This is a genomic window from Bacillus sp. FSL K6-2861 (assembly GCF_038630725.1).
Classification (GTDB): domain Bacteria; phylum Bacillota; class Bacilli; order Bacillales; family Bacillaceae; genus Bacillus; species Bacillus velezensis.
Map to the genome: position 1 here is coordinate 3,813,876 of NZ_CP152037.1, position 24,015 is coordinate 3,837,890.

Genomic DNA, 24,015 nt, shown 5'->3' on the forward strand with positions numbered 1-24,015 from the left:
CCACGCTTTTCATAGTCAATGTATTGCTGTTTTCATTCAAATCGGCTGCTTCGCATGATTCCGCCAAAGCACATTCTTTTATAAAACGTTCAGGAACTTCTATCGGTAACACTTCCACCCATGATCGGCGCTTTTTTAAAAAAGGAATGTCTTAATGAGTTTTGAAGGAAGCGAGGACAAAAACTTGAGAAGATCAATATTTATATCGTCTGTATGCGGTAGAATTTGAAAATTTCCCAGTACTCAAAAGAAGGAATGACACAGAAAAATCGCAGCACTCTTTATTTTTACCTCATTTCAAAAAATTATTCAACTTAAATAATGCTTTGACATATAAATGATAGGGTTGACTCTTTATTGCAAAAGAAAAGCGGGACTTTCCGTCCCGCTTTTCTCTATTTATGGCCGGATCACAAGATTTGGTTTTTTCTTCAGGCTGTGTCTTCCGTCAACGAATCGGACCGTTCCTGATTTCGCCCGGATGACCAGACTTTCAGTCGTGCCTACGGAGCCTTTGAACTGAACGCCTTTCAGCAGCTCTCCGTCCGTGACGCCCGTTGCGGCAAAAATGGCGTCATCCCCTCTCACAAGGTCCTCCATCCGGAGCACTTTGGATACATCAAGGCCCATTCGCTCACAGCGGGCCTGCTCTTCCGCACTTTGCGGCAGAAGCCTGCCGATGATTTCGCCGCCGAGCGCTTTTAACGCAACGGCAGACAGCACGCCTTCAGGAGCCCCGCCTGAACCGAAGAGAATGTCTACTCCCGTATGGTCAAAGGCCGTATTGATGGCGCCCGCGACATCACCGTCGTTGATCAGTTTGATTCTGGCGCCCGCCTCACGCAATTCAGAGATGATTTTTTCATGTCTGTCACGATTTAAAATGGTTGCCACGACATCTTCAATGTCTTTGTTTTTCGCTTTCGCAACGGCTTTTAAGTTATCAATGACAGGCGCTTCAATATCGATGCAGCCTACCGCTTCGGGACCGACCGCGATTTTTTCCATATACATATCCGGGGCGTTCAGCAGTGTTCCGTGGTCGGCGACCGCGATCACCGTCAGCGCATTCCAGCCGCCGCTCGCTACGATGTTTGTGCCTTCAAGAGGATCGACGGCGACATCGACGCGCGGGCCGTATCCGTTTCCGAGCTTTTCGCCGATGTAAAGCATCGGCGCTTCATCCATCTCGCCTTCCCCGATCACGACCGTGCCTTTCATCGGCACCGTGTCAAACACGTCACGCATTGCGCTTGTCGCCGCATCATCAGCTTCATCTTTTTTTCCGCGGCCCATCCATCTGGCAGATGCTAAAGCCGCCGCTTCAGTGACTCGAACCAATTCCATCGATAAGCTTCTTTCCATTTCAACACGATCTCCTCTCAAAAGTCCGCATTTCTATGAATTTTGGAGCTGTTCTATCTCTTCGTCCGTCAGCCTTTGCCGCCAGATTGTGGCGCCCAGACCTTCGAGTTTTTTCTCAAGATTGCTGTAGCCGCGGTCTAAATGCTCGAGACCGGTAATTTCGGTTACGCCGTCAGCCATGAGCCCGGCGACGACCAGACAAGCGCCTGCACGCAGATCGCTCGCCTTTACTTTTGCGCCCTGAAGCTCGGCCGGACCGGTGATAATGGCCGACCTGCCTTCCACTTTCATGTTGGCCCCCATCCGTCTCAGCTCATCTATATGTTTAAATCGGGCCGAGTAGATGGTGTCGGTTACGACGCTCGTGCCGCTGGCTCTCGTTAACAGAGATGTCATCGGCTGCTGAAGATCAGTCGGGAATCCCGGGTAAACAAGCGTTTTTACGTCGACCGGTTTTATCTGCTTCTGCCCGCCGAGCATAAGAAGCTGATCGTCACTCGTCTCAATGTGAAAACCCATTTCCCTGAGCTTCGCCGTTAAAGACTCCAGGTGAGTCGGTATGACATTATCAATAATGACTTCTTTCCCCATCGCGGCGCCGGCGATCATAAAGGTGCCCGCCTCAATTCTGTCCGGAATGATCGTATGCCTGCATCCGTGCAGCTCTTTTACGCCGTCGATTCTGATTACATTGGTTCCCGCGCCTTTGATCTTTGCGCCCATGCTGGTGAGCAATGTGGCAACATCAATAATCTCAGGTTCCTTGGCGGCGTTTTCTATCACGGTTTTACCTTCAGCCAGTACAGCGGCAAGCATGATATTGATCGTCGCTCCGACGCTGACGACATCTAAGTAAATCCGTGCGCCTCTCAGCCTCTCGGCGCGCAGATAAATCGCGCCTTGTTCATTGGTGACTTCCGCCCCAAGCGCTTCAAACCCTTTGATGTGCTGGTCAATCGGCCGCGGCCCGAGATGGCATCCGCCCGGCAGTCCGATGACCGCCTGTTTGAAGCGGCCCAGCATCGCGCCCATTAAGTAATAGGAAGCGCGGAGTTTTTTCACTTTGCCGTTGGGAAGCGGCATGCTGATCATCGGGGAAGGGTCGACGACCATTTCTCCTTTTTCAAAATGGACGTTTCCGCCGATTTCTTTCAGCAGGTCACGCAGCGTTTCAATATCTGAGATCTCCGGAAGCCCTTCAATCGTTACTTCGGAATTTGCCAGAATGGTTGCGGGTATCAATGCGACGGCGCTGTTTTTCGCACCGCTGATATGTACGGTTCCGTTTAACGGATCGCCGCCGGCAATATTCAACTTTTCCATGATAGTCTCCTTCCATAAGAAGATAGCTGCGGAGCGTAAATAAAATGGCATTTTATTCTGTCTCTGCAAATAAAGCTCTTGTCCAAAATGTAGCCAATTCGAAGAGAAAGAATACAAGGACATTATAAAATAACAGGAAGAAAATAGCGAAGCTTTGCGGGGCATTTTTAACACAGGATGCACAGAGGCCCGCCGGGTTCACATTCCGGGGAAACACACTCTTCACTTTGATACTGAAGGCCCGCTGCCAAACAGGAAAACATAAGGGTGCGGCAAACGGATCAACCGGTTTGCCGCCCTTTTCACCCTTATTTATTCCAGTCTGCCAAGAATTGCTCGATGCCTTTATCCGTTAACGGATGTTTCGCCAGCTGGTGAATGACTTTCAGCGGCATCGTACCGATATGCGCACCGCGTAAAGCGGCTTCAGTCACGTGCTGCGCATGACGGATGGAAGCTGCGATGATTTGTGTATCAATGTCATGAATGTCAAAAATCTGTCTTATTTCTGAAATCAGTTCAAGACCGTTATGGCCGATGTCATCCAGACGGCCTAAGAACGGAGATACATAAGTCGCCCCGGCTCTTGCCGCCAAAAGCGCTTGGTTGGCGCTGAAAATGAGCGTTACGTTTGTTTTAATGTTCAGGTCGCTCAGCGCTTTTACGGCTTTTAACCCTTCAGACGTCATCGGGATTTTCACCGTGATATTCGGTGCGATTTTCGCAAGTTCTTTACCTTCTTCAATCATTTCTTCAGCATTCAGGGAAATGACTTCCGCGCTTACTGATCCGCTCACGACTTCCGTAATCTCACGAAGTCTGTCATGGAAAGACACGTCAGCTTCTTTTGCCACTAAACTAGGGTTTGTCGTAACTCCGGCAAGAACGCCAAGTTCATAAGCTTCTTTAATCTCGTCAATGTTTGCTGTATCAATGAAAAATAACATAAGGAAAGCCTCCCCAGTAATAAATTTTCAGAACTGTAAAACATGATTGCGCTTTCTAAAGGTAAGACATAAAACCGCCTGTCAATGCTGTCAGGCGGTTTATGGATGTTACATTGGATTAAGCTTGGTTTGAAGAACCGAACTCACGCATTTTGCCGATAACCGTTTCTTTGATCGCTTCACGAGCAGGTCCAAGATATTTACGAGGATCGTATTCGTTCGGCTTAGCTGCCAATGTTTCGCGAACAGCTTTTGCAGAAGAAATTTGGTTTTCAGTGTTTACGTTGATTTTAGCCGTACCAAGTGAGATTGATTTTTTAATGTCGGCAGTCGGAATTCCTGTACCGCCGTGAAGTACTAACGGAAGGCCGGTTGATTTGCCGATATCTTCCATTTCTTTGAAACCGAGGTTCGGTTCGCCTTTGTAAGGGCCGTGAACAGAACCCAGTGCAGGTGCAAGGCAGTCGATGCCAGTGCGCTCTACAAGTTCTTGACACTCTTTAGGGTCAGCATAGATTACGCCTTCAGCGATCACGTCATCTTCCTGTCCGCCTACAGTTCCAAGCTCAGCTTCAACTGAAACGCCGTGGAAATGAGCAAGCTCAACCACTTTAGCTGTAGTTGCTACGTTTTCCTCAAACGGGTGGTGAGATGCGTCGATCATTACAGAAGTGAAGCCTGCATGAATCGCTTTCGCACAAGATTCAAAGCTTGAACCGTGGTCTAAGTGAATGGCGACAGGAACTGTCACTTTGTATTCTTCCATAAGAGCTTTAACCATGGCAACCACTGTTTTGAAGCCGCCCATGTAGCGTCCCGCGCCTTCTGAAACACCAAGAATAACCGGGGATTTTTCCTCTTCTGCTGCTTGTAAAATAGCTTGAGTGAACTCAAGGTTATTTAAGTTAAATTGTCCAACAGCATATCCTTTTTCTTTAGCTGTATTCAACATTTCCGTCATTGAAACTAAAGGCATGTCGAAAGTCCTCCTTATGTAGCCTGATTTGCTTCTTCTCGAAAAAAGCTTTCCACCTATAGCATGACCATAAAAACCTGTCATATGTAAAACAACAGATCGCTTTTTCTCCATCTCTAGGATACCAACTTTTCGACAAATCGGCAACACAATGACATAATTGTTTCTAATTTTATTAATTCGATTTTAGAGGTAAATATTTTTTCACCGCGTCTCTGATCTCATCAATGTCAAAAGGTTTCGCAAAATGGGTCAGCGCTCCGAGCTCTTTTGATTCCTTAATCATATCGAGTTCTCCGTAAGCGGTCATGATAATGACGCGGATAGATTCGTCGATCATCTTCATGCGCTTGAGAATTTCGATTCCGTCCATGCCGGGGATTTTCATATCTAAAAGCACGAGATCGGGCCGTTCTTTCGTTACGATGTCCAGCGCCTGTATGCCGTTGGCGGCCTGAAACGTCTGGTACCCTTCTTTATGAAACACTTCATTGAGCAATATGCGTATACCGTATTGGTCATCTACGATTAAAATCTTTTCATTCATCATTTTACACCCCAATATTATCATTTTCGTCAAAAGGAAGCAGTTGTTTATGTATTCTGTTTGATTTTCACATTTCCTTTAATTATAATAGTCTACTTTCCGACATTTTCTGAGCATTTTCTCTTTTGTTGTATACTGTTCTTGTATGTGTAAAGGAGGTTTCACTCATGTTAAAGATATTTACGACGCAGCTTGCAGGCATTTTTTCCCGCATTCAGGATAAGGAATCCGAAGCAATAGAAGACGGCGCGCGCCTGCTGGCGCAGGCAGCCGTCAGCGGCCATACCATTTATTTATACGGCGCAAATGAGATGCAGGGCATTCTGTGCGAAGCGGAACTCGGCTCAGAACCGATGCCTTCCGTCAAAGCGTTTCCGGATACAGCTGATTCGATTACAGAAAGCGACAGGGTGCTGATGTTTTGTTCAGGTCCGGGCACGGCTGAAGAACAGGCGCTGGCTCAAAAGCTTTATGAAAAAGGGATCGGCCTCGTTGGCGTATCTCCTGTCATCAAAGATCAAACCGGGATTGAGGAATTTTGTGATGTTCATATTGACAGCAAATTAAAAATGCCGCTTCTGCCTGATGAAGACGGGACAAGATACGGCTTTCCTTCATTAATGACAGGCCTGTATGTCTATCACGCACTGTCCTTTACGTTAAAGGAAATGATGCAGGAATATGCCTGATGCAGAAAAAAGACTTGCCGCTTTTAAAGGAGGCAAGTCTTTTTTTATTACTTCTGTTCTGCAGCTTGTACGGAAGCGCCGATAAAGTCTTTGAATAAAGGCTGAGGTCTTGTCGGTCTTGATTTGAACTCAGGGTGGAACTGGCAAGCGACATACCAAGGATGGTCTTTCAGCTCGATGATTTCCACAAGACGGCCGTCAGGGCTTGTTCCTGAGAACACAAAACCGTTCTCTTCCATTTGCTGTCTGTATTCGTTGTTGAATTCATAACGGTGGCGGTGGCGTTCGTATACCACTTCATCCGCATACGCTTCGAAGGCTTTCGTGTCTTCCTGAAGCTTACAAGGGTACAGTCCGAGACGAAGCGTTCCTCCAAGATCCTCGACATCTTTTTGTTCCGGCAGAAGGTCGATGATCGGATAAGGAGTGGACGGATCAATCTCCGCAGAGTGAGCCCCTTCCAGACCTAATACGTTTCGTGCATATTCAATGGATGCAATCTGCATACCGAGGCAGATGCCGAAGAACGGAATTTTATTCTCACGCGCATACTTGGCGGCGATGATTTTCCCTTCTACGCCGCGGTCTCCGAAACCGCCGGGCACGATGATTCCGTCTGTGCCGCTAGTCAGCTCTTGAATATTGCTTTCTGTCACTTCTTCGGCGTTAATCCATCTGATCTTCACATCAGCGTCAAACGCATAGCCGGCGTGGCGCAGTGATTCAACGACTGAAATGTAAGCGTCCTGAAGCTCGACGTATTTTCCGACGAGGCTGATTGTAATGGTTTTAGACAAGTTTTTCACTTTCGTGACAAGGTCTTTCCATTCCGTCATATCCGGATCTTTGCATTCTAATTTCATATGATCGCAGACAAGCTTATCGAGTCCCTGCTCCTGAAGGTTAAGCGGGATGGAGTAAAGGTTGTCCGCATCTTCGCACTCGATGACCGCTTTCGTGTCAATATCGCAGAAGAGCGCGATTTTATCTTTCATATCTTGAGAAATCGGCATTTCCGTGCGCACGACGATGATATTAGGCTGAATACCGAGGCTTCTCAGCTCTTTTACGCTGTGCTGCGTCGGTTTTGTTTTCAGCTCGCCCGCCGCTTTGATGTACGGAACAAGCGTACAGTGAATGTACATCACGTTTTCATGGCCGATGTCGCTTTTCATTTGACGGATGGCTTCAAGGAACGGAAGGGATTCGATGTCTCCCACTGTTCCGCCGATCTCAGTAATGACTACATCTGCGTTTGTTTCTTTGCCTGCACGGTACACGCGGTCTTTCAGTTCATTTGTGATGTGCGGAATGACCTGAACCGTTCCGCCGAGGTAGTCCCCGCGGCGCTCTTTTTTCAATACGGCAGAATAGATTTTACCGGTCGTCACGTTGCTGAATCTGTTCAGATTAATGTCAATGAACCGCTCATAATGCCCTAAGTCAAGGTCAGTCTCAGCGCCGTCATCGGTAACGAATACCTCACCGTGCTGGTACGGGCTCATCGTTCCCGGGTCAACGTTGATATAAGGGTCAAATTTTTGGATGGTGACGCTCATGCCTCTGTTTTTCAAAAGGCGGCCAAGTGATGCAGCCACAATTCCTTTTCCGAGTGATGATACAACTCCCCCGGTTACAAAAATATATTTCGTCATTTCGTTTGCTCCTCTCTTCGGTCTGCGCTACATTCCTTAAAATGTGCCGTTTTATAGAAAATCATTTCACTAAAAACAAATGATGTGTAAAAGAATTTGGGAGATGAAAATAAGAAAGCTCCCTTTCAATTTCTTGAAAGGGAGCGTAGCACTCTTATGAATTCTCTTCTTTTTGAAGAGCCCAAAATACATACTACATAGTTCGACAATGAAAGTCAAGATCGTTTTGCTGATATAAAATCAGTCTTTGCGATCCTCTTCCTCATCATCATAATCTTCCTCATCTTCTTCAATCATCTCGTCTTCGATCTCAAGCTCGTCGTCATCTTCTTCATCGATATCTTCGTCGTCAAAGCTGTCTGCTTCAAGGTCAATATCTTCTTCTATTTCATCGAGATCGATGTCATCTTCGTCAACTTCCTCGAATTCATCAAGGTCGAGATCTTCCTCAACGACTTTTTTCGCTTTTTTCTTTTTCGCTTTTACAGTCGGCTGTGTTTCTTCGTCCAGCTGATCGTACGGATACCAGCTGCGAAGCCCCCACGTCTGGTCTGACAGAGCAATAAAGCGGCCGTCAATGTTCAGGTCTGTATAAAATTGGGCGATACGGTCACCCAGTTCCTCTTTCGTAACACCGAGCAAGGAGATCATTTCATTCAGCAGCTCCTGGAACGGAACCGGTTTTTTATGTTCTGAGAAAATTTCGTGAGCGATTTCAACTAAAGCCATCTGCTTCAGCTGTTCCTGAGAATATTGTTTGATACTCAAGGTCGGACACTCCCTTTCTATTACTTATATGTATCTGTTTCTATCCTATAATAAGAACGAATTTGTATTGTTTTGTTCATAAACCATACCTCTCATTATAAACAAATTAAAACAGAATATGCTACCCTTAACAGCGTAATTTAAGAAATTTTAGAGCCGTCCCTTCATAAATCGGCTGATGTGCGAAAAACAAAGCCGCCGGCATATGCGCCGGCGGCCCGCTTCTTTCTATAAAGACTCTTGTTTTTCGGCGCCGAATACAGACATGGCGAGCAATTCACTGACATCATAAGTGCCGATCGCGTCTTCGGCTTCTTTCGCTTTCGTACCGTCACCGAGCATGGTCAGACAGTAAGGACAGCCGGAGCTGATGACCGTCGGACTGACAGAAAGCGCCTGCTCAGTCCGGGCCGTGTTGATTCTCGCTCCCGTTTCTTCTTCCATCCACATGAGCCCTCCTCCGGCGCCGCAGCACATCCCGTTTTCGCGGCTGCGCTCCATTTCCTTCAATTGAACGCCCGGAATGGCTTTTAAGATCGCTCTCGGCGGCTCATACACTTCATTGTATCTTCCTAAATAGCACGAGTCATGGAAGGTAATCGTTTCATTCACCGGGTGAAGCGGTTTTAGTTTCCCCTGTGACACAAGCTCGGCTAATAATTCAGTATGATGATAGACTTCGGCCCGGAATCCGAAATCAGGATATTCATTTTTGAACATATTATAGGCGTGCGGATCAATCGTGACGATTTTTTTGATCCCGTGTTTTTCAAATTCGCCGATGTTGTGTTCCGCCAGCTCTTGGAACAGAAACTCGTTGCCCAAACGGCGCGGCGTATCGCCTGAGTTTTTTTCCTTATTGCCGAGAATCGCAAAGGATACGCCCGCTTCATTAAGCAGCTTTGCAAATGAGACGGCAATCTTTTGGCTCCTGTTATCGTAGGAACCCATTGATCCGACCCAAAACAAATAGTCGAACTCTTTGTCTTGTTTTTTCATTTCTTTCACTGTCGGAATTTCTGTATCAGCCTGCTCCCGCCAGTTCTCCCGCTCTTTCCGGTTTAAGCCCCACGGGTTTCCCTGTCTTTCAATGCTAGTCATGGCCCGCTGCGCGTCGCTGTCCATCTTCCCTTCCGTAAGCACAAGATAACGTCGCAGATCGATAATTTTATCAACGTGTTCATTCATGACCGGACATTGATCTTCACAGTTGCGGCAAGTGGTGCACGCCCAAATCTCCTCTTCCGTGATGACCTCGCCGATTAAGCTCGGGTTGTAATCGATGGCTGCCGCCGCTTCACGCGATCCTCCCCCTGAGGAAGCCGCGGCGAGCTGATTCGCCTTCATGTGCTGAAAAACGGGCGCGGGCACCCACGGAGATTTTGACGTCACGGCAGCGCCTTTTTCCGTCAAATGGTCTCTGAGCTTTAAAATGAGGTCCATCGGCGAGAGCATCTTGCCCGTACCGGAGGCCGGACACATATTTGTACAGCGGCCGCATTCGACGCAGGCGTAAAGGTCGACAAGCTGAGAGCGGCGGAAGTCTTCAATCTTTCCGACGCCGTAGCTTTCTTTCGACTCATCGGTGAAATCGATTTTTTCCAGCTTTCCTTTTGAATCCAGCCTGCTGAGGAACACATTCGCCGGACCCGCAATTAAGTGCGCATGCTTTGATTGCGGCACGTACACTAAAAAGCTGAGCAAAAACAACAGATGAAGCCACCATGAAACATAAAACACGGCGGCGGCCGCCGGCGCTGAAAGACCGCCGAGCACAAACGCAATGGAGGAAGCGATCGGTTCCGTCCAAGACAGAGAATGATCGTGCCATAAAAGGTTCATGGCGTTCCCGAGAAGCACCGTCACCATCAGTCCGCCGATAAACAGCAGGACAAGCCCCGCTTTAAACCCGCGTTTCAGTCTGACGAGTTTTTCAATGTAGCGCCGGTAAAACGCCCAGACTACGGCGATTAAAATCAGAAACGTGACGATTTCCTGAAAAAAGGTAAACGCCGGATAAAGCGGACCGAACGGCAGATGACGGTCAGGAAGCAGCCCTTTCAGAATAAAATCAATTGCGCCGAACTGAACGAGTATAAAACCGTAAAAAAACAGAACGTGGATGATGCCGCTCTTTTTATCTTTCAGCAGTTTTTTTTGTCCGAACACATTCACCCATATCTTCTGAAGACGTTCTTTCAGGCGTTTATCAAATTCTTCCCTTTGGCCGAGCTTAATATAAGCGATCCTCGTTCTGATCAGGTAAACGAATAAATAAACGGCGTAAGCGGTTACAGCTGAAAACAGCAGCGCGTTTACCATGAGAAATGCGTTCATCTTGTCTCCCCCTTTGTTCTGATTTCCCTCTTCATTGTCATATCTTTACTTTATCATAAATAATGAATGAGTGTTCAGTCAATAATTAAATTCACATTCTCAGGGCACACTACGAATACTTCGGAAAGGAGCGTCGGTATGAAGGTCATTTTTGTGTTGCTTGTCATTTTTATCATATTGATCGCACTTATGCTGCTTGATATGCTGCTTGGCCGGGCGGCGTACAAAAAACAGGCGTATGAGCCCGTTTTCGACCCGAAAAAGAGTGATATCACACTCATTCACTGCGGCAGCGAGCTTGTGCGGCAGATGACGGCTGATATCCGCCAAGCTGTCTCTTCTATTCATATGATGTTTTTTATTATGAAGAACGACCAAGTCAGCCATGAGATGTTTCATTTATTGAAGGAAAAGGCCCAGGCCGGCGTCTCCGTATATCTGCTGCTCGATTGGGCGGGCAGCCGCCAAGTGAAAAAGCCTTCCATTCAAACGATGAAAAAAGCCGGCGTTCACGTTCATTTTCTAAATAAACCGGCATTTCCGTTTCTTTTTTTCAGGCTGCAAAAACGGAATCACCGGAAAGTGACCGTCATTGACGGCAAAATCGGCTATGTCGGCGGTTTTAATATCGCTGAAGAGTACCTCGGCAAAAAAGCGAAGTTCGGAAACTGGGAGGATTATCACCTGCGGATGACCGGCGAAGGCACGGCGGATCTTCAGACTCTTTTTGTAAGCGATCTGAAACGAAACACCGGAAAAGCACCCGGATCACCCGGGGTTTATCCGGCATTATCCGAAGGGAATATCTCTCATAGGACATATGCATCTGACGGTTTTTCGCTTGAATCGCATTATGAAAACTGCATCCGTAAGGCGGAGAAAAAAATCATTATCGGCACGCCTTATTATGTACCGAGCAAAAAGCTTCAGGAAGCGCTTATTTCAGCCTGCCGAAAAGGCGTCAAAGTCATCTTGATCGTGCCGATGAAGTCAGACCACCCGCTCGTTCGGGAAACAGCTTTTACCTATTATCCCGAGCTTCTGAAGGCCGGCTGCCTCATCTATCGGTATTATCAAGGCTTTTATCATGTCAAAGCTTTCATTATTGATGACCGCATCAGCATTATCGGCACGCCGAATTTTGATAAACGGAGCCTGTTCTGGAATGAAGAGGTGAATGTCATCATTCATGATGAAGCCTTTACAAAGGAAGTGCTTTCAACCATAAAGCAGGATATCGAAAAATCCGAGCTTCTCACATTAGAAAAAGTGAAACAGCGCTCCGTCAGACAGCTTCCTGCAGAATGGCTGGGAAAGGCCATATCTTACTTTTTATAAAGGAGAAACCATATGCTGTTCAGATTCGGATTCGTCGCAAACGCCATGTGCCTTTGGGACGCGTCCCCCGCAAAAACCTTAACATATGCGCGCTATACCAAGCTTTCCCGCAGTGAGCGGAAAGACGCCCTGCTTTCTGTGACGAAAGCAAATCTCACCAATACGCTGCGCACCATCCACTATGTGATCAGCCACGGCATCCCGCTGTACAGGTTCTCAAGCTCGATTGTGCCGCTCGCCACCCATCCGGATGTGCTGTGGGATTTTGTCACGCCGTTTCGCCAGGAGTTTCGTGAGATCGGCGGGCTGGTCAGAAAATATGATCTCAGAACGAGCTTTCATCCGAACCAATTCACGCTTTTTACAAGCCCGAAACAGGAGATTACCGCAAATGCGGTCAAGGATATGGCCTATCATTATGACATGCTGGACGCAATGGACATCGCGGACCGTTCCGTCATCAACATCCATGTCGGAGGCGCTTACGGTGACAAACAAAGCGCGCTTGGCCGGTTCCGCGTGAATCTGAAAGAACTTCCCGATGTCATCAAACAGCGGATGACTTTAGAAAACGATGATAAAACATACACGTCCGAGGAAACACTCAGTGTATGTGAGCAAGAAGGCATTCCGTTTGTGTTTGATTATCACCATTTTTACGCCAATCCGACCGATGACGCTGATTTAGATAACATTCTTCCGCGGATGATCAAAACATGGCAGCGGATCGGCTTAAAGCCGAAGGTCCATCTCTCCTCGCCAAAATCAGAATCAGCCATACGCAGTCATGCGGACTATGTGGATGCGAATTTTATTCTGCCGGTGCTGGAGCGGTTCAGACAATGGGATACGGACATCGATTTTATGATTGAGGCGAAAGAGAAAGACCGGGCGCTGCTCCGGCTCGCCGAAGAATTAAGCGCCATCCGCGGAGTCAAACGCCTGGCGGGCGGAGTGCTGAAGTGGAAGGCATAACCAGGTTTATCACCCGTTTATATGGGGAATTTCCGAAATAACAGACCATCAGACGGAGGAGAAAACATATGAAAAACATTACATCTTTGAAAATAGCCGCTAAGAAGTTCACTTTACGAAACATGCTTCAGCTTTATCAGCTTTGCCACACGGGAGGCCACGAGCTGTATATCTACTCTAAAAAAACGATGTGCAAAATCAAAGATATCATTGAGCTGGAAACGTTCAGAATGGCCCATAAAGAACAAGAATATTTAATTGTAGTGGAAGGCAAGAAAGCGGTGCAGCTTATTGACCGTTTCAAACATATCATCGAACCTGCGCAAAAAGAAGCCCATTAAATACAGACTACATAAAAAAGGATAGACAGGAGGCTGCCCGGCCCCCGCTCGTCTATCCTTTTTCTTTTATTAATGAATCAGCTCGCCGAATTGGGCCTGATGGAGTCTCTGGTACATGCCGCCGGATGCCAGCAGTTCCTTATGATGACCTTGTTCAGCGATGCCTTCTTTCGTGACGACGACGATCCTGTCCGCATCCTTAATCGTAGCCAGCCGATGGGCGATCACAAGCGTCGTGCGTCCTTCAGACAGCTCTTGCAGCGATTTTTGAATGGCGGCTTCCGTTTCTGTATCGAGGGCTGATGTAGCCTCGTCTAAAATTAAGATCGACGGGTTTTTCAAAAACATTCTGGCGATGGAAAGCCGCTGCTTCTGCCCGCCTGACAGCTTCACGCCGCGCTCGCCGATCACCGTGTTTAAACCGTCGGGATACCCGTTTACCAAGTCCTCTAAATGCGCCTGGCGGACGGCCTGCCAGATTTCTTCCTCAGACGCGTCGAGCCGCCCGTAAGCAATGTTTTCCCGCAATGTGCCGGAAAACAGAAAGACATCCTGCTGGACGACGCCGATTTGTCCGCGCAATGATGACAGCGTCATGTCCTTAATATCGATTCCGTCGATGGAAATCACGCCTTCAGACGGCTCATAAAAGCGCGGCAGCAGACTTGTCAGCGTTGATTTTCCCGCTCCCGAAGGCCCGACGAATGCGACTGTCTCCCCGGCATGAATGGACAAATTGATTCCCGACAGAACAGGACTGTTTTCTTCGTAACCGAACGACACACCATCATAACGGATATTCCCTTTTAAACCGGACACATGTCTCGCGTTCGGGGCGTCCTTGATATCAGGCTCCGTTTCCAGTATTTCTATAAAGCTTTTAAAACCGGCAATGCCTCTCGGATACATCTCAATAATCGCGTTGATTTTATCAATCGGACGGAACAGAACGTTCGTCAGCAGCACAAAAGCGACGAATTCCCCGTAAGATAACGATCCGCGGATCACGAACCATGTGCCGCACAATAAGACGAACAGCGTGACGAATCTTGTCAGCATGTAACTGATCGAGCCGTTTTTCGCCATGATTTTATATGACGTCAGCTTTGTTTTGCGGAAACGCTGATTGTTCACGTCAAACCGCTGCGTTTCAAACGCTTCATTGCTGAAAGCCTGAACAAGACGGATGCCGCCGATATTGTTTTCAACCCTCGCGCTGAAGTCCCCGACGTCTTTGTTCAGTTTTGTAAACGCAGAGGTCATTTTTTTATTGAAATACAAAGCAAGCCATATGACGACCGGCATAATGATAAAGGTCAACAGCGCGAGCTGCCAGTTAATGAACAGCATCACACCGAACGCGCCCAAAATCGTCATGATCGCGATAAACAGGTCTTCAGGCCCATGGTGGGCGGTTTCTCCGATATACATCAAATCATTGGTGAGCTTGGACATTAAACTGCCCGTTTTGTTGTTATCGTAAAATTTGAACGAAAGCTTTTGCAGATGGTCGAAAAGCTTTTTCCGCATATCCGTTTCAATGTTAATGCCGAGCATATGGCCCCAATACGTCACAACATACTGAAGTGCCGAGCTGAGGGCGTAGACCCCGAATAAAGCAGCGGAAGTCAAAATAATCAGACTCCAATCCCGCCCCGGGAGCAATGTATCGATAAAGTAATTGACAATCAGAGGAAAACTCAGCTCCATCAATCCGCCGGCGATGGCAGAAAAGAAGTCGAGAAAAAACAGCTTTTTGTACGGTTTATAATAAGAAAAAAATTGTCGCAGCACGATTCCGTCCTCCTTGTGCCTCGTTCTTAATGATAATATTTCTCAATTATACTATACACAAGGAGTTTTAAAAGCGTTTTTTATAAAACGCCGGAAAATAACCGTGCGAAGGATTCCTTTGTTCTTTCCCATAATGTGCGCTTATAGAAACGGACGGGGCTGATTTTTTCAGACTCCTTCATATCCTCCAGGTAATGCGCTTCAAGATCTTTGATCGCCTCTTGATCTGTAAAAAAGACATTGACTTCAAAGTTCAGCTGAAAGCTTCTCATGTCCATATTCGCCGTCCCGACAGAGGCGAGGTTTCCGTCAGTGATGAGCACCTTTTGATGCATAAAGCCTTTTTGATAAGAATAGACTTCGATTCCTTCGCGAAGAAGCTCGGGGAAATACGATCTCGTCGCGTACTGGGTTAAAAACCCGTCATTGGTTTCCGGCACCATGACACGCACCCGGACGCCTCTGGCAGCAGCCTCCTTTAGCGCTGTGCGGATCGGCTCATTCGGCACGAAATAAGGCGTCGCGATCCATACAGACGATTCGGCCGCCGCTATCATGGCATAATACAGATCGCTCATCCGCTCCTTCATATCGGGGCCTGTCGGAACGACTTGATAGACGCCGCCGCTTTCTGCCGCAACCGGGCGGGTATATGCTTTCTGATCAATCAGCACCTCATCCGAAACGTATTCCCAATCAAGCATAAAAATGCTGTGGAGTGTCTGAACGATTTCTCCTTCGACTTTCATATGTGTGTCCCGCCAAAAGCCGACATCTTGGTCTTTGCCGATATACTCCTTGCCGACATTCAGCCCGCCGACAAAACCGACTTTCCCGTCAACGATGACGATCTTGCGGTGATTTCTGAAATTGAATTTTTGGTTGAAAAAACCGTATTTCAGCGGCAGAAACGGGACGATGTTCACACCCGCGCGTTTCAGTTTTTTAATATCTTTTCCGGCCAGCTTCAGGCTGCCGGCCGCGTCGAACAAAAACCGCACTTCCACGCCTTGACGCGCCTTTTCCATCATAATGTCCATCATCTTGTGCCCGAGCATGTCTGATTTGAACATGTAATACTCAATATGTATAAATGACGCGGCCTCCCGGAGCGCCTCAAACAGCTCCGGAAATGTTTCGTCCCCGTTTTTGAGCACCTTCAGCCTGCTTTTTGTATTAATATTCATATGGGACGCCTTGATTGAATATTGAAAGAAACGCTTCTGATTTCCTTTCAGCCCGGACAGGTCGGGAGTTTGTTCCATATCAAATATCGTTCTCAGCTTTTCCCGGTTGTATGTCCGTTTCGACCTGAACAGCTTGCCTTTTTCATAAAGCTGGCCGGAAAAAAGGTAAAATAAGTACCCGGCGATCGGAAAAAACACAAGAATATGAATCCATAACAGCGTGTGCTGCGAGGTGCGGTTTTCAAGAATTAACGAATAGATGCTGAACAAAATAATGCTTGCATAGCAAAGCACCCCTCCGTAAAACTCAAGCCTGGAAACCGGAAAAAACCATATGACATATGCTCCGATAAGCATCATATATAAAAAGCAAAATTCCAGTCTCCTTTTCAGCATCCCGACTCTCTCCCATCTGATCCGATATCTCTGTATACCCTCTGTTTTCCGGCTTGTAAACATATGAAAAAGCCTCTCCGCACGAGCGGAAAGGCTTATGATGAAGCTTCCTGTGATTGGCCGGGTGTGATGTTCTGAAGCAATGCCGGATTGAGCGAGCAGCTGCCTTTGATTTTATTTTTGAAGATGCCGATGATCAGACCGGTGACCGCTATCGACACTAAGGAGAAGAGCCCTTTCAGCAGCCCGACGGAAAAAATGCCGGCCAGCACGACGCCAAAATCGAAGAGGAAATTAACGGCACCCGGATTCCATCCGCAGCGCTTTTGCAGAAATAAAGCGAGGATATTGGCGCCGCCGAGCGATGCCTGATGATAAAACATGAGCGACAGGCCGAACCCGATCAGCGCCCCGCCGCAAATCGCCCCGGCAAGCGGTGAAACAGAGACCGGCGGCAGCCAGTGATCCGCGCCGGTAAACAGAGTCAGTACTGTGACTGCAAAAACGGTGGATAGAGTGAATTTGATTCCCATTCTGATGAGAGAAAATATATAAAACGGGATATTGATCAGAAAGAAGATAATCGCAAACGAGGAATGAAACAAGTATGACAGGCTTAGTGACAGTCCCGCTGTGCCGCCGGTTAATACTTGAGAATGTCTGAGTGTCAGGACGCCGGCGCTTGTCATCAGACAGGCGGCTAAAATGAGGAAAATCCGCTTCATTCTTCACTCTCCTTTTGTTGCTGTTATTTCCAAATAAAACATAACAGGAATCCCGCCGCCCAGCCATTACCTTGGCAGAAAATATCTTATGTTTTTATTTTTTCACCATAAAAAATCCCCCTCTCTTGCAGGGGGGATTTTTACGTGCGTTTCCGATAGACAACATAGCTGCGGGTCAAATACTTGAGGGGCAGGCTGAACACGTGAACCAATCTTGTAAACGGCCAAAGGATAAAAACGACGTACCCTATGATGATATGAAACTTAAACCATAGCGGGACACTCTCCATCAAAGAAGCGTCAGGCCGGAACAAAACAATTTCCCTGAACCAAGGCCCGACTGTTGCCCTGTAATCAAATCCTTTCGAGTCAATGTTGAGAAATGTGGCCGCAACGCCCGACAGCATCATGAACAGCAGCAGAATAAGCGTCAGGATATCCGATGGCGAGCTGGTTTTGCGGATTCTTTTGTCAAACAGCCTTCTGTATGTCAGGATGACAAGTCCGGCACATGCCGCGATCCCCGCCGGCAGGCCTGCGCCGATCGCCATTTTATGATACATATGCTCGGAAATGCCAAGAGAAGCATACACGCCTTCCGGGATCAAAATTCCCATGATATGTCCGCCGACAACGCATAGCAGTCCCCAGTGAAAAAGTGTGCTGCCAGCGGCGAGTTTTTTCTTTTCTAACAGCTCGCTTGATTTCGCCGTCCAGCCGAATTGGTCATGCTGATAGCGGTAAATATGCCCGCCGATAAAGATCGTCAATACAATGTATGGCATAACGCCCCACAGGATCTGCCCGCTCATGCCTGAACAGCCCCTTCTTCAGTGCTTGCATGTACACCGATGTTTTCCAGTGCGGCCTGCAGCACGTGCAGCAGCTCAGCATAGATGCTGTTATTTTTTTCGAGGCGGGAAGCCAGCTCCCTCACGTTGGACAGGTATTTTTCAAACACGCTTCTCGCCGCTTCAATCTCCGCAACCGCGGCGAATTCCAGCATCAGCGGCAGGTAATCAGGCAGTTCTTTCTCTGTCGGCAGGAAACCGGATTGCTGGTAGGTGTTTTTTAAATGCAGCAATTCAATGCCGCGCTCCCTTTGTTCGCCTGAGTTAAAGTAGGTGACGTACATATTCGTTTTTTTTCCGAAATCGAACGTATACACATAGTGTTCAATCAGCGCTTGCGGAGAAAAGCCGGCTGCCGCCTCTAAAAAGTGCAGCAATTTCTCCCGGATTTGCTGATTGGTGATGTCATGGATAAGAGCCTTCCAATCGGGAATCTCGGCTCTCCACTCTTCATCCGGATAAGAGAGAAGAACGGAAAGAGCGGAGAACGTCATTTGCCGGTCTGTGGTGTTCATGTTATTACACCTCATTTATGAAAAATTAGAAACAAGAGCCCGGGCCGCCTGAAAATGATAAGCCGCAGCTCCCTTGTTCAGCATATAAATCTGACACTTCTTCTCGATGGCTGCTCGGGATCACAAAACGGTCATCATATTTGGCGATTGCCAGCAGCCGATACATGTCTTTAATTTGCTGTTCTGTTAAGCCGACACTGGAGATCAGTTCCGGGTCGATTGATTTATTCGTCTGGATCGCTCTCATATACTGGCGCATGACAGACATTTTCTTTAACGTTGATCGAATATGATCCGTATCCCCCGCCGTTAACAGCTGCGCCAAATAGTCAATCGGAATTCTCATTTGGTCGATAGCCGGAAAAATCGCTTCCGCCGTTTGCCGGCTTCCTTTTCCTTCAAAGAGATTCATAATCGGGCTGAGCGGCGGAATGTACCAAACCATCGGCAGCGTACGGTACTCAGGGTGAAGCGGAAGCGCAATCTTCCAGTCAATGATCATTTTATAGATCGGCGATTGCTGCGCCGCTTCTATCCATTCAGCCGGGATGCCTTGTTCTTTTGCCAGTTTGGCAATCTCAGGATCATTCGGATCAAGAAAAACGTCCAGTTGGGAATGGTAGAGATCCTTTTCATTTTCAACCGATGCCGCTTCCTCCACTTTGTCCGCGTCATACAGCATGACGCCGAGATAGCGGATTCTGCCGACACACGTTTCGGAGCAGATGGTCGGCAGCCCCGCCTCCAAGCGCGGAAAGCAGAGTGTGCATTTTTCCGCTTTGTTCGTTTGCCAGTTAAAATAGACTTTTTTATAAGGACAGGATGAGACGCAATATCTCCATGAACGGCATGCGTTTTGATCCACAAGCACAATGCCGTCCTCCTCACGTTTGTACATGGCGCCGGACGGGCAGGAGGAGACGCACGCCGGATTAATGCAGTGCTCACAAATACGCGGAAGATACATCATAAAGACTTCATCGAATTCTGTTTTGATCGATTCCTCCATCTTTTGCACGTTTGGATCTTCAAGCCCTGTAATGTGGCCGCCAGCGAGATCATCCTCCCAGTTCGGGCCCCATTCGATATTCATGAAATCCCCCGTTAAGGACGATTTCGGCCGCGCCACCGGCTGGTGCTTTTTTTGCGGGCTGTTTGTTAATGTTTCATAATCATAGTTCCAAGGTTCATAGTAGTCATCAATCGTCGGCTGATTCGGATTATAGAAAAGGCCTGCAAGCCGGTTTGTTTTCGGGCCTGATTTCAGTTCAAGCTTTCCTTTTTTCAACGTCCAGCCGCCTTTATATTTGTCCTGGTCCTCCCATTGCTTCGGGTAGCCGATGCCGGGCTTTGTTTCTACATTATTAAAATACATATATTCCGCACCGGAACGGTTTGTCCACGTGTTTTTGCAGGTGACGCTGCACGTGTGGCAGCCGATGCATTTATCCAAATTCATGACCATCCCGATCTGCGCTTTAATCTTCAAGCCAATCGACCTCCTTCAGCTTGCGGATGACGACATTCAGATCGCGCTGATTCCCCGTCGGACCGTAATAGTTAAAGCCGTAACTGAGCTGTGCATAGCCCCCGATCATCTGGGTCGGCTTGACGTGAATCCTTGTCGGGCTGTTATGGGTGCCTCCGCGGTTATTCGTCAGTTTTGTGCCGGGCACATTGATGTGGCGGTCCTGGGCATGGTGCATAAACGCCATTCCTTTAGGAATCCGGTGAGACAAAACCGCTCTCGCGACGACAACGCCGTTTCGGTTAAAGCATTCAATCCAATCGTTGTCTTTGATATCCGTATCCGCAGCATCATCTTTATTCATCCACACGGTCGGCCCGCCGCGGAACAGCGTCAGCATCGGCAGAGAATCAAAATACATGCTGTGGACGGACCATTTATTATGCGGCGTCAAATAATTAAGAACGATTTCTTTGCCCTCTTGATCAGGCCGCTTGCTTAGGAACGGACGGTGCTGGAGGATCGGTTTAAATGTCGCCATCGTTTCACCGAATTCCATCATCAGTTCATGATCGACATAATAGGATTGTCTGCCTGTCAGCGTCCGCCACGGAATTAATTTTTCCACATTCGTCGTAAACGGCGAGTACCTGCGCCCTCCTTTTTCTGAACCGGTAAAGGCCGGAGAGGTGATGACCGTTTTCGGCTGGGCTGTAATTTGCTCGAACGTAAAGCATTCTTCCTCGCGCTCTTCCGCCAGGTCTTTCAGCTCCAGATTGGTAATGTTTTCAAGTGATTCCCATGCTTTCACGGCGACTTTTCCATTTGAGGTGGACGACAGGGTTAAAATCGCTTCCGCCGCCTGCTTCGCTTCACTTATATTCGGACATCCTTTGGCAACGCTGTTTGAATCGGTTTCTCCCAGTCTCTGTTTGAGTGATTCATATTCATCCGCAATCGACCAGCTCATCCCTTTTGTTCCGCTCGGTTTTAAAGCCGTATGAGGGCCGAGCGCGGTCATTTTATGAAAAATGTGTTTGTAATCCCGTTCAACGACATGGATGTTCGGCATCGTTTTTCCCGGAATGGCTTCACATTCGCCTTTGCTCCAGTCATTGATTTTGCCGAATGGCTGCGCCAATTCCTGCATGGTGTCGTGGAGGAGCGGCGTTGCGACTACCTCTTTTACCGGCTCCATATCGACTTCTTCCGCCAGATCGGAAACGGCTTTTGACAGCGCCTTAAAAATATCCCAGTCTGACTTCGATTCCCACGGCGCCGAGATGGCCGGAGCAAATGGATGAATAAACGGATGCATATCCGTACTGCTGAGATCGTGTTTTTCATACCATGTCGCCGCCGGCAGCACGATATCGGAATACAGCGCCGTACCCGCCATTCGAAAATCAAGATTGATTAACAAGTCGAGCTTGCCTTCCGGCGCCTGCTCCCGCCATTTGATTTCTTCAGGGCGGATGCTGTCGCTGTCGTCATTCATCAGACCGTTCGTCGTCCCCAGCAGATGCTTGAGAAAATATTCATGCCCTTTCCCTGAGCTTGAGATCAGATTTGCCCGCCATACGAAGAGATTCCTTGGGAAATTCACTTCATTGTCAGGGTCTTCAATCGCGAATTTCAGTTTTTTCTCTTGAAGCCGTGAGGCCACGTACGCACCTACGTCTTCAGGTGTCGCCGCCCCCGCTTTCTCAGCTTCTTTGTACAGATCAATGCCGTTTTGATTGAATGTCGGGTAAGACGGAAGCCACCCTAATCGCGCCGCCAGCACATTGTAATCGGCGTGATGCCTGTAGCGGGATGACGCGGCGATCGGTGAAGCCAAGTCACTGATCGGCTGGTCTTCATAACGCCACTGGTCTGTCGCAAAGTAGAAAAACGAGGTGCCGTTTTGAAGTTTAGGCACGCCTTCCCAGTCCTTTGCGGTTGCAATCGTCTGCCACCCTTCAGCCGGACGGAGCTTTTCCTGCCCCACGTAATGGGCCCAGCCTCCGCCGTTTACGCCTTGGGCGCCTACGAGTAAAACAAGATTTAACACCGCACGGTAAATTGTGTCGGAGTTGAACCAGTGGTTGATCCCCGCCCCTACGATAATCATGGATCTGCCGTCTGTATCAATCGCATTTTGGGCAAACTCCCTGGCAATCTGTATAACGGCTTCTCTTTTAATTCCCGTAATCTTTTCCTGCCAGGCAGGTGTGAACGGACGGGGATCATCATAAGATGCGGCTGATTGTCCGCCGATGCCCCGGTTCACGCCGTAGTTGGCCAATATCAAGTCAAACACGGTCGTGACGTACGTCTCCTCACCATTCAGATCCAATTTTTTAATAGGAAGATTCCGCTCCAGCACTTTGTTTCCGTCATTTGAAAAATACGGAATGCGCACCATGCCGATTTCGTCCTCTATTCCGAGCACGGAGAGACGGGGCTCAATCTGTTCCCCGGTGTCTTCGTCGATCATGTGCAGATTCCATTTCTGCTGCCCGTCCCAGCGGGAGCCCATTGTTCCTTGCGGTATGGCAAACGCACCTGTCTGTTCATTCCAGACCGCCGGCTTCCACTGATCATTTTTTGTCTGCCGCCCGATGTCTTTCGCATGCAGAAACCGTCCCGCTGTGTATACGCCATTTTCTTTTGACAGAGTGACGAAGAATGGAAAATCGGTGTATTGCTTCGCGTACTCAATAAAACGTTCAGTTTCTTGGTTCACGTAAAATTCCTGCAAAATGACGTGCCCCATCGCCATCGCAAGCGCCCCGTCAGTCCCCTGCCGGATGCTCAGCCAGTCATCCGCGAATTTAGAGGATTCCGCAAAATCGGGACTGACCGAAATGACCTTGGCGCCTTTATAGCGGGCTTCCGCCAGAAAATGCGCATCAGGCGTTCTCGTTAACGGCACGTTGGAGCCCCATGTGATGATATAGCCTGAATTGTACCAATCACTGCTTTCCGGAACGTCCGTCTGGTCGCCCCAAATTTGCGGGGACGCCGGCGGAAGATCCGCATACCAGTCATAAAAACTGAGCATTGGGCCGCCGATTAAAGACATGAATCGCGAACCTGATGCGTGGCTGATCATGGACATCGCCGGGATCGGAGAAAAACCGACATTCCGGTCAGGCCCGTATTTCATCACTGTATACAGCAGAGAGGCCGAAATCAGCTTCAGCACCTCCGGCCATTCCGCGCGGACAAAGCCGCCTTTCCCTCTTGCCTGTTTATAGGACTTCGCTTTTTCAGGGTTTTCGACGATCGATTTCCAGGCATCCAGCGGATTTTGATGCGTCTGCAATGCTTCCCGCCACAAATTGATCAGCACACCTCGCACATATGGATATTTCACACGGAGCGGGCTGTAGATGTACCAAGAAAAACTGGCCCCCCGCGGGCAGCCTCTCGGTTCGAAATCAGGCATATCCGGGCCTGTTGATGGATAATTCAAGTTTTGTCCTTCCCACGTGACAATTCCGTTTTTCACATAAATATTCCAGCTGCAAGAACCCGTGCAGTTGACGCCGTGGGTGGAGCGAACGACTTTGTCGTACTGCCATCTGTTTCTGTATACATTCTCCCAATCACGATCTTCGCTTGTCGTTTGGCTATGGTTATTTGAATGATGTTCGATAGGAGAAAAATAGTTTAATCTCCTGAGCAACGGACTCATTTTCTTTTTCTTCATGATCGTTCACTCCTTCCGAGTCAGGTGATGCTATGTACACTATAAACAGAGACGGCGCGTTTTCTTGTGAACTATGTCACACACTCTGCTTTTTTCACAAAACGTTCACACTGAGCAGCAG

19 protein-coding genes and 1 pseudogene are annotated in these 24,015 nt (G+C 48.1%); 4 read left to right on the forward strand and 16 right to left on the reverse strand.

Annotated features, from left to right (window positions below; genetic code table 11):
• Positions 1-92: 92 nt before the first annotated feature.
• From NYE62_RS18950 to spo0F, 6 genes and pseudogenes are all read right to left on the reverse strand, one after another.
• A pseudogene (locus tag NYE62_RS18950) lies at positions 93-198 on the reverse strand (hypothetical protein); the annotation flags it as partial.
• 201 nt (positions 199-399) lie between these two features.
• Positions 400-1,365: a class II fructose-bisphosphatase gene (gene glpX / locus NYE62_RS18955; RefSeq protein ID WP_003151105.1), complete on the reverse strand. Its 966-nt coding sequence runs from the start codon at positions 1,363-1,365 to the stop codon at positions 400-402.
• 33 nt (positions 1,366-1,398) lie between these two features.
• Positions 1,399-2,688, reverse strand: a complete 1,290-nt coding sequence (locus NYE62_RS18960; protein WP_007407612.1) for a UDP-N-acetylglucosamine 1-carboxyvinyltransferase — start codon at positions 2,686-2,688, stop codon at positions 1,399-1,401.
• 308 nt (positions 2,689-2,996) lie between these two features.
• On the reverse strand, positions 2,997-3,635 hold the full coding sequence (fsa, locus tag NYE62_RS18965) for a fructose-6-phosphate aldolase (RefSeq protein ID WP_007407613.1): 639 nt from the start codon (positions 3,633-3,635) through the stop codon (positions 2,997-2,999).
• Positions 3,636-3,753: 118 nt separating this feature from the next.
• Positions 3,754-4,611: a class II fructose-bisphosphate aldolase gene (locus NYE62_RS18970; protein WP_003151102.1), complete on the reverse strand. Its 858-nt coding sequence runs from the start codon at positions 4,609-4,611 to the stop codon at positions 3,754-3,756.
• A 175-nt stretch (positions 4,612-4,786) separates the two neighbouring features.
• Positions 4,787-5,161: a sporulation initiation phosphotransferase Spo0F gene (gene spo0F, locus NYE62_RS18975; RefSeq protein ID WP_012118670.1), complete on the reverse strand. Its 375-nt coding sequence runs from the start codon at positions 5,159-5,161 to the stop codon at positions 4,787-4,789.
• Positions 5,162-5,325: 164 nt separating this feature from the next.
• Here spo0F and NYE62_RS18980 point away from each other — a divergent pair, with 164 nt between their 5' ends.
• Positions 5,326-5,847 carry a DUF2529 domain-containing protein gene (locus NYE62_RS18980; RefSeq protein ID WP_007407614.1) on the forward strand — a complete coding sequence of 174 codons (522 nt, stop codon included), beginning with the start codon at positions 5,326-5,328 and terminating at the stop codon, positions 5,845-5,847.
• A 47-nt stretch (positions 5,848-5,894) separates the two neighbouring features.
• Here the strand turns inward: NYE62_RS18980 and pyrG are convergent, their stop codons facing one another.
• From pyrG to NYE62_RS18995, 3 genes are all read right to left on the reverse strand, one after another.
• Positions 5,895-7,502 carry a CTP synthase (glutamine hydrolyzing) gene (gene pyrG / locus NYE62_RS18985; protein WP_033574388.1) on the reverse strand — a complete coding sequence of 536 codons (1,608 nt, stop codon included), beginning with the start codon at positions 7,500-7,502 and terminating at the stop codon, positions 5,895-5,897.
• A gap of 240 nt (positions 7,503-7,742) precedes the next feature.
• The gene (rpoE, locus tag NYE62_RS18990) at positions 7,743-8,270 is read right to left on the reverse strand and encodes a DNA-directed RNA polymerase subunit delta (protein WP_007407616.1); all 528 of its coding nucleotides are present in this window, start codon (positions 8,268-8,270) and stop codon (positions 7,743-7,745) included.
• 228 nt (positions 8,271-8,498) lie between these two features.
• Positions 8,499-10,607, reverse strand: a complete 2,109-nt coding sequence (locus tag NYE62_RS18995; RefSeq protein ID WP_342497123.1) for a (Fe-S)-binding protein — start codon at positions 10,605-10,607, stop codon at positions 8,499-8,501.
• Between the two features lie 138 nt (positions 10,608-10,745).
• Here NYE62_RS18995 and cls (NYE62_RS19000) point away from each other — a divergent pair, with 138 nt between their 5' ends.
• From cls (NYE62_RS19000) to NYE62_RS19010, 3 genes are all read left to right on the forward strand, one after another.
• Positions 10,746-11,945 (forward strand): cardiolipin synthase, encoded by a 1,200-nt coding sequence (gene cls, locus NYE62_RS19000; RefSeq protein WP_020954350.1) that lies wholly within the window; start codon positions 10,746-10,748, stop codon positions 11,943-11,945.
• A gap of 12 nt (positions 11,946-11,957) precedes the next feature.
• The gene (gene uvsE / locus NYE62_RS19005) at positions 11,958-12,920 is read left to right on the forward strand and encodes a UV DNA damage repair endonuclease UvsE (RefSeq protein WP_144664831.1); all 963 of its coding nucleotides are present in this window, start codon (positions 11,958-11,960) and stop codon (positions 12,918-12,920) included.
• Between the two features lie 68 nt (positions 12,921-12,988).
• Complete coding sequence (locus tag NYE62_RS19010; protein ID WP_007407620.1) at positions 12,989-13,261, forward strand: hypothetical protein; 273 nt, start codon at positions 12,989-12,991, stop codon at positions 13,259-13,261.
• Positions 13,262-13,330: 69 nt separating this feature from the next.
• On the opposite strand, the gene NYE62_RS19015 is transcribed toward NYE62_RS19010, so the two are convergent.
• The 7 genes from NYE62_RS19015 to NYE62_RS19045 all read right to left on the reverse strand — a co-directional run bounded on the left by NYE62_RS19015 (position 13,331) and on the right by NYE62_RS19045 (position 23,894).
• Complete coding sequence (locus tag NYE62_RS19015) at positions 13,331-15,055, reverse strand: ABC transporter ATP-binding protein (RefSeq protein ID WP_020956475.1); 1,725 nt, start codon at positions 15,053-15,055, stop codon at positions 13,331-13,333.
• An 80-nt stretch (positions 15,056-15,135) separates the two neighbouring features.
• Positions 15,136-16,638, reverse strand: a complete 1,503-nt coding sequence (gene cls / locus NYE62_RS19020) for a cardiolipin synthase (protein ID WP_021494799.1) — start codon at positions 16,636-16,638, stop codon at positions 15,136-15,138.
• Between the two features lie 95 nt (positions 16,639-16,733).
• Positions 16,734-17,363 carry a YitT family protein gene (locus NYE62_RS19025; RefSeq protein WP_015418430.1) on the reverse strand — a complete coding sequence of 210 codons (630 nt, stop codon included), beginning with the start codon at positions 17,361-17,363 and terminating at the stop codon, positions 16,734-16,736.
• Positions 17,364-17,503: 140 nt separating this feature from the next.
• On the reverse strand, positions 17,504-18,175 hold the full coding sequence (gene narI, locus NYE62_RS19030; RefSeq protein WP_012118678.1) for a respiratory nitrate reductase subunit gamma: 672 nt from the start codon (positions 18,173-18,175) through the stop codon (positions 17,504-17,506).
• Positions 18,172-18,729 carry a nitrate reductase molybdenum cofactor assembly chaperone gene (gene narJ / locus NYE62_RS19035; protein ID WP_122504244.1) on the reverse strand — a complete coding sequence of 186 codons (558 nt, stop codon included), beginning with the start codon at positions 18,727-18,729 and terminating at the stop codon, positions 18,172-18,174. Before narJ ends, narI begins: the two co-directional genes overlap by 4 nt.
• Before the next feature lie 25 nt (positions 18,730-18,754).
• Positions 18,755-20,218, reverse strand: coding sequence for a nitrate reductase subunit beta (narH, locus tag NYE62_RS19040; RefSeq protein ID WP_031379126.1), 1,464 nt, complete (start codon positions 20,216-20,218; stop codon positions 18,755-18,757).
• Positions 20,208-23,894 (reverse strand): nitrate reductase subunit alpha, encoded by a 3,687-nt coding sequence (locus tag NYE62_RS19045; RefSeq protein WP_342497124.1) that lies wholly within the window; start codon positions 23,892-23,894, stop codon positions 20,208-20,210. Before NYE62_RS19045 ends, narH begins: the two co-directional genes overlap by 11 nt.
• Positions 23,895-24,015 lie beyond the last annotated feature (121 nt).

Coding starts and splice junctions, on each gene's coding strand:
- glpX (WP_003151105.1), bottom strand. CDS start 1,365: ATGGAAAGAAGCTTATCGATGGAATTGGTTCGAGTCACTGAAGCGGCG.
- NYE62_RS18960 (WP_007407612.1), bottom strand. CDS start 2,688: ATGGAAAAGTTGAATATTGCCGGCGGCGATCCGTTAAACGGAACCGTA.
- fsa (WP_007407613.1), bottom strand. CDS start 3,635: ATGTTATTTTTCATTGATACAGCAAACATTGACGAGATTAAAGAAGCT.
- NYE62_RS18970 (WP_003151102.1), bottom strand. CDS start 4,611: ATGCCTTTAGTTTCAATGACGGAAATGTTGAATACAGCTAAAGAAAAA.
- spo0F (WP_012118670.1), bottom strand. CDS start 5,161: ATGATGAATGAAAAGATTTTAATCGTAGATGACCAATACGGTATACGC.
- NYE62_RS18980 (WP_007407614.1), top strand. CDS start 5,326: ATGTTAAAGATATTTACGACGCAGCTTGCAGGCATTTTTTCCCGCATT.
- pyrG (WP_033574388.1), bottom strand. CDS start 7,502: ATGACGAAATATATTTTTGTAACCGGGGGAGTTGTATCATCACTCGGA.
- NYE62_RS18995 (WP_342497123.1), bottom strand. CDS start 10,607: ATGAACGCATTTCTCATGGTAAACGCGCTGCTGTTTTCAGCTGTAACC.
- cls (WP_020954350.1), top strand. CDS start 10,746: ATGAAGGTCATTTTTGTGTTGCTTGTCATTTTTATCATATTGATCGCA.
- uvsE (WP_144664831.1), top strand. CDS start 11,958: ATGCTGTTCAGATTCGGATTCGTCGCAAACGCCATGTGCCTTTGGGAC.
- NYE62_RS19010 (WP_007407620.1), top strand. CDS start 12,989: ATGAAAAACATTACATCTTTGAAAATAGCCGCTAAGAAGTTCACTTTA.
- cls (WP_021494799.1), bottom strand. CDS start 16,638: ATGCTGAAAAGGAGACTGGAATTTTGCTTTTTATATATGATGCTTATC.
- NYE62_RS19025 (WP_015418430.1), bottom strand. CDS start 17,363: ATGAAGCGGATTTTCCTCATTTTAGCCGCCTGTCTGATGACAAGCGCC.
- narI (WP_012118678.1), bottom strand. CDS start 18,175: ATGAGCGGGCAGATCCTGTGGGGCGTTATGCCATACATTGTATTGACG.
- narJ (WP_122504244.1), bottom strand. CDS start 18,729: ATGAACACCACAGACCGGCAAATGACGTTCTCCGCTCTTTCCGTTCTT.
- NYE62_RS19045 (WP_342497124.1), bottom strand. CDS start 23,894: ATGAAGAAAAAGAAAATGAGTCCGTTGCTCAGGAGATTAAACTATTTT.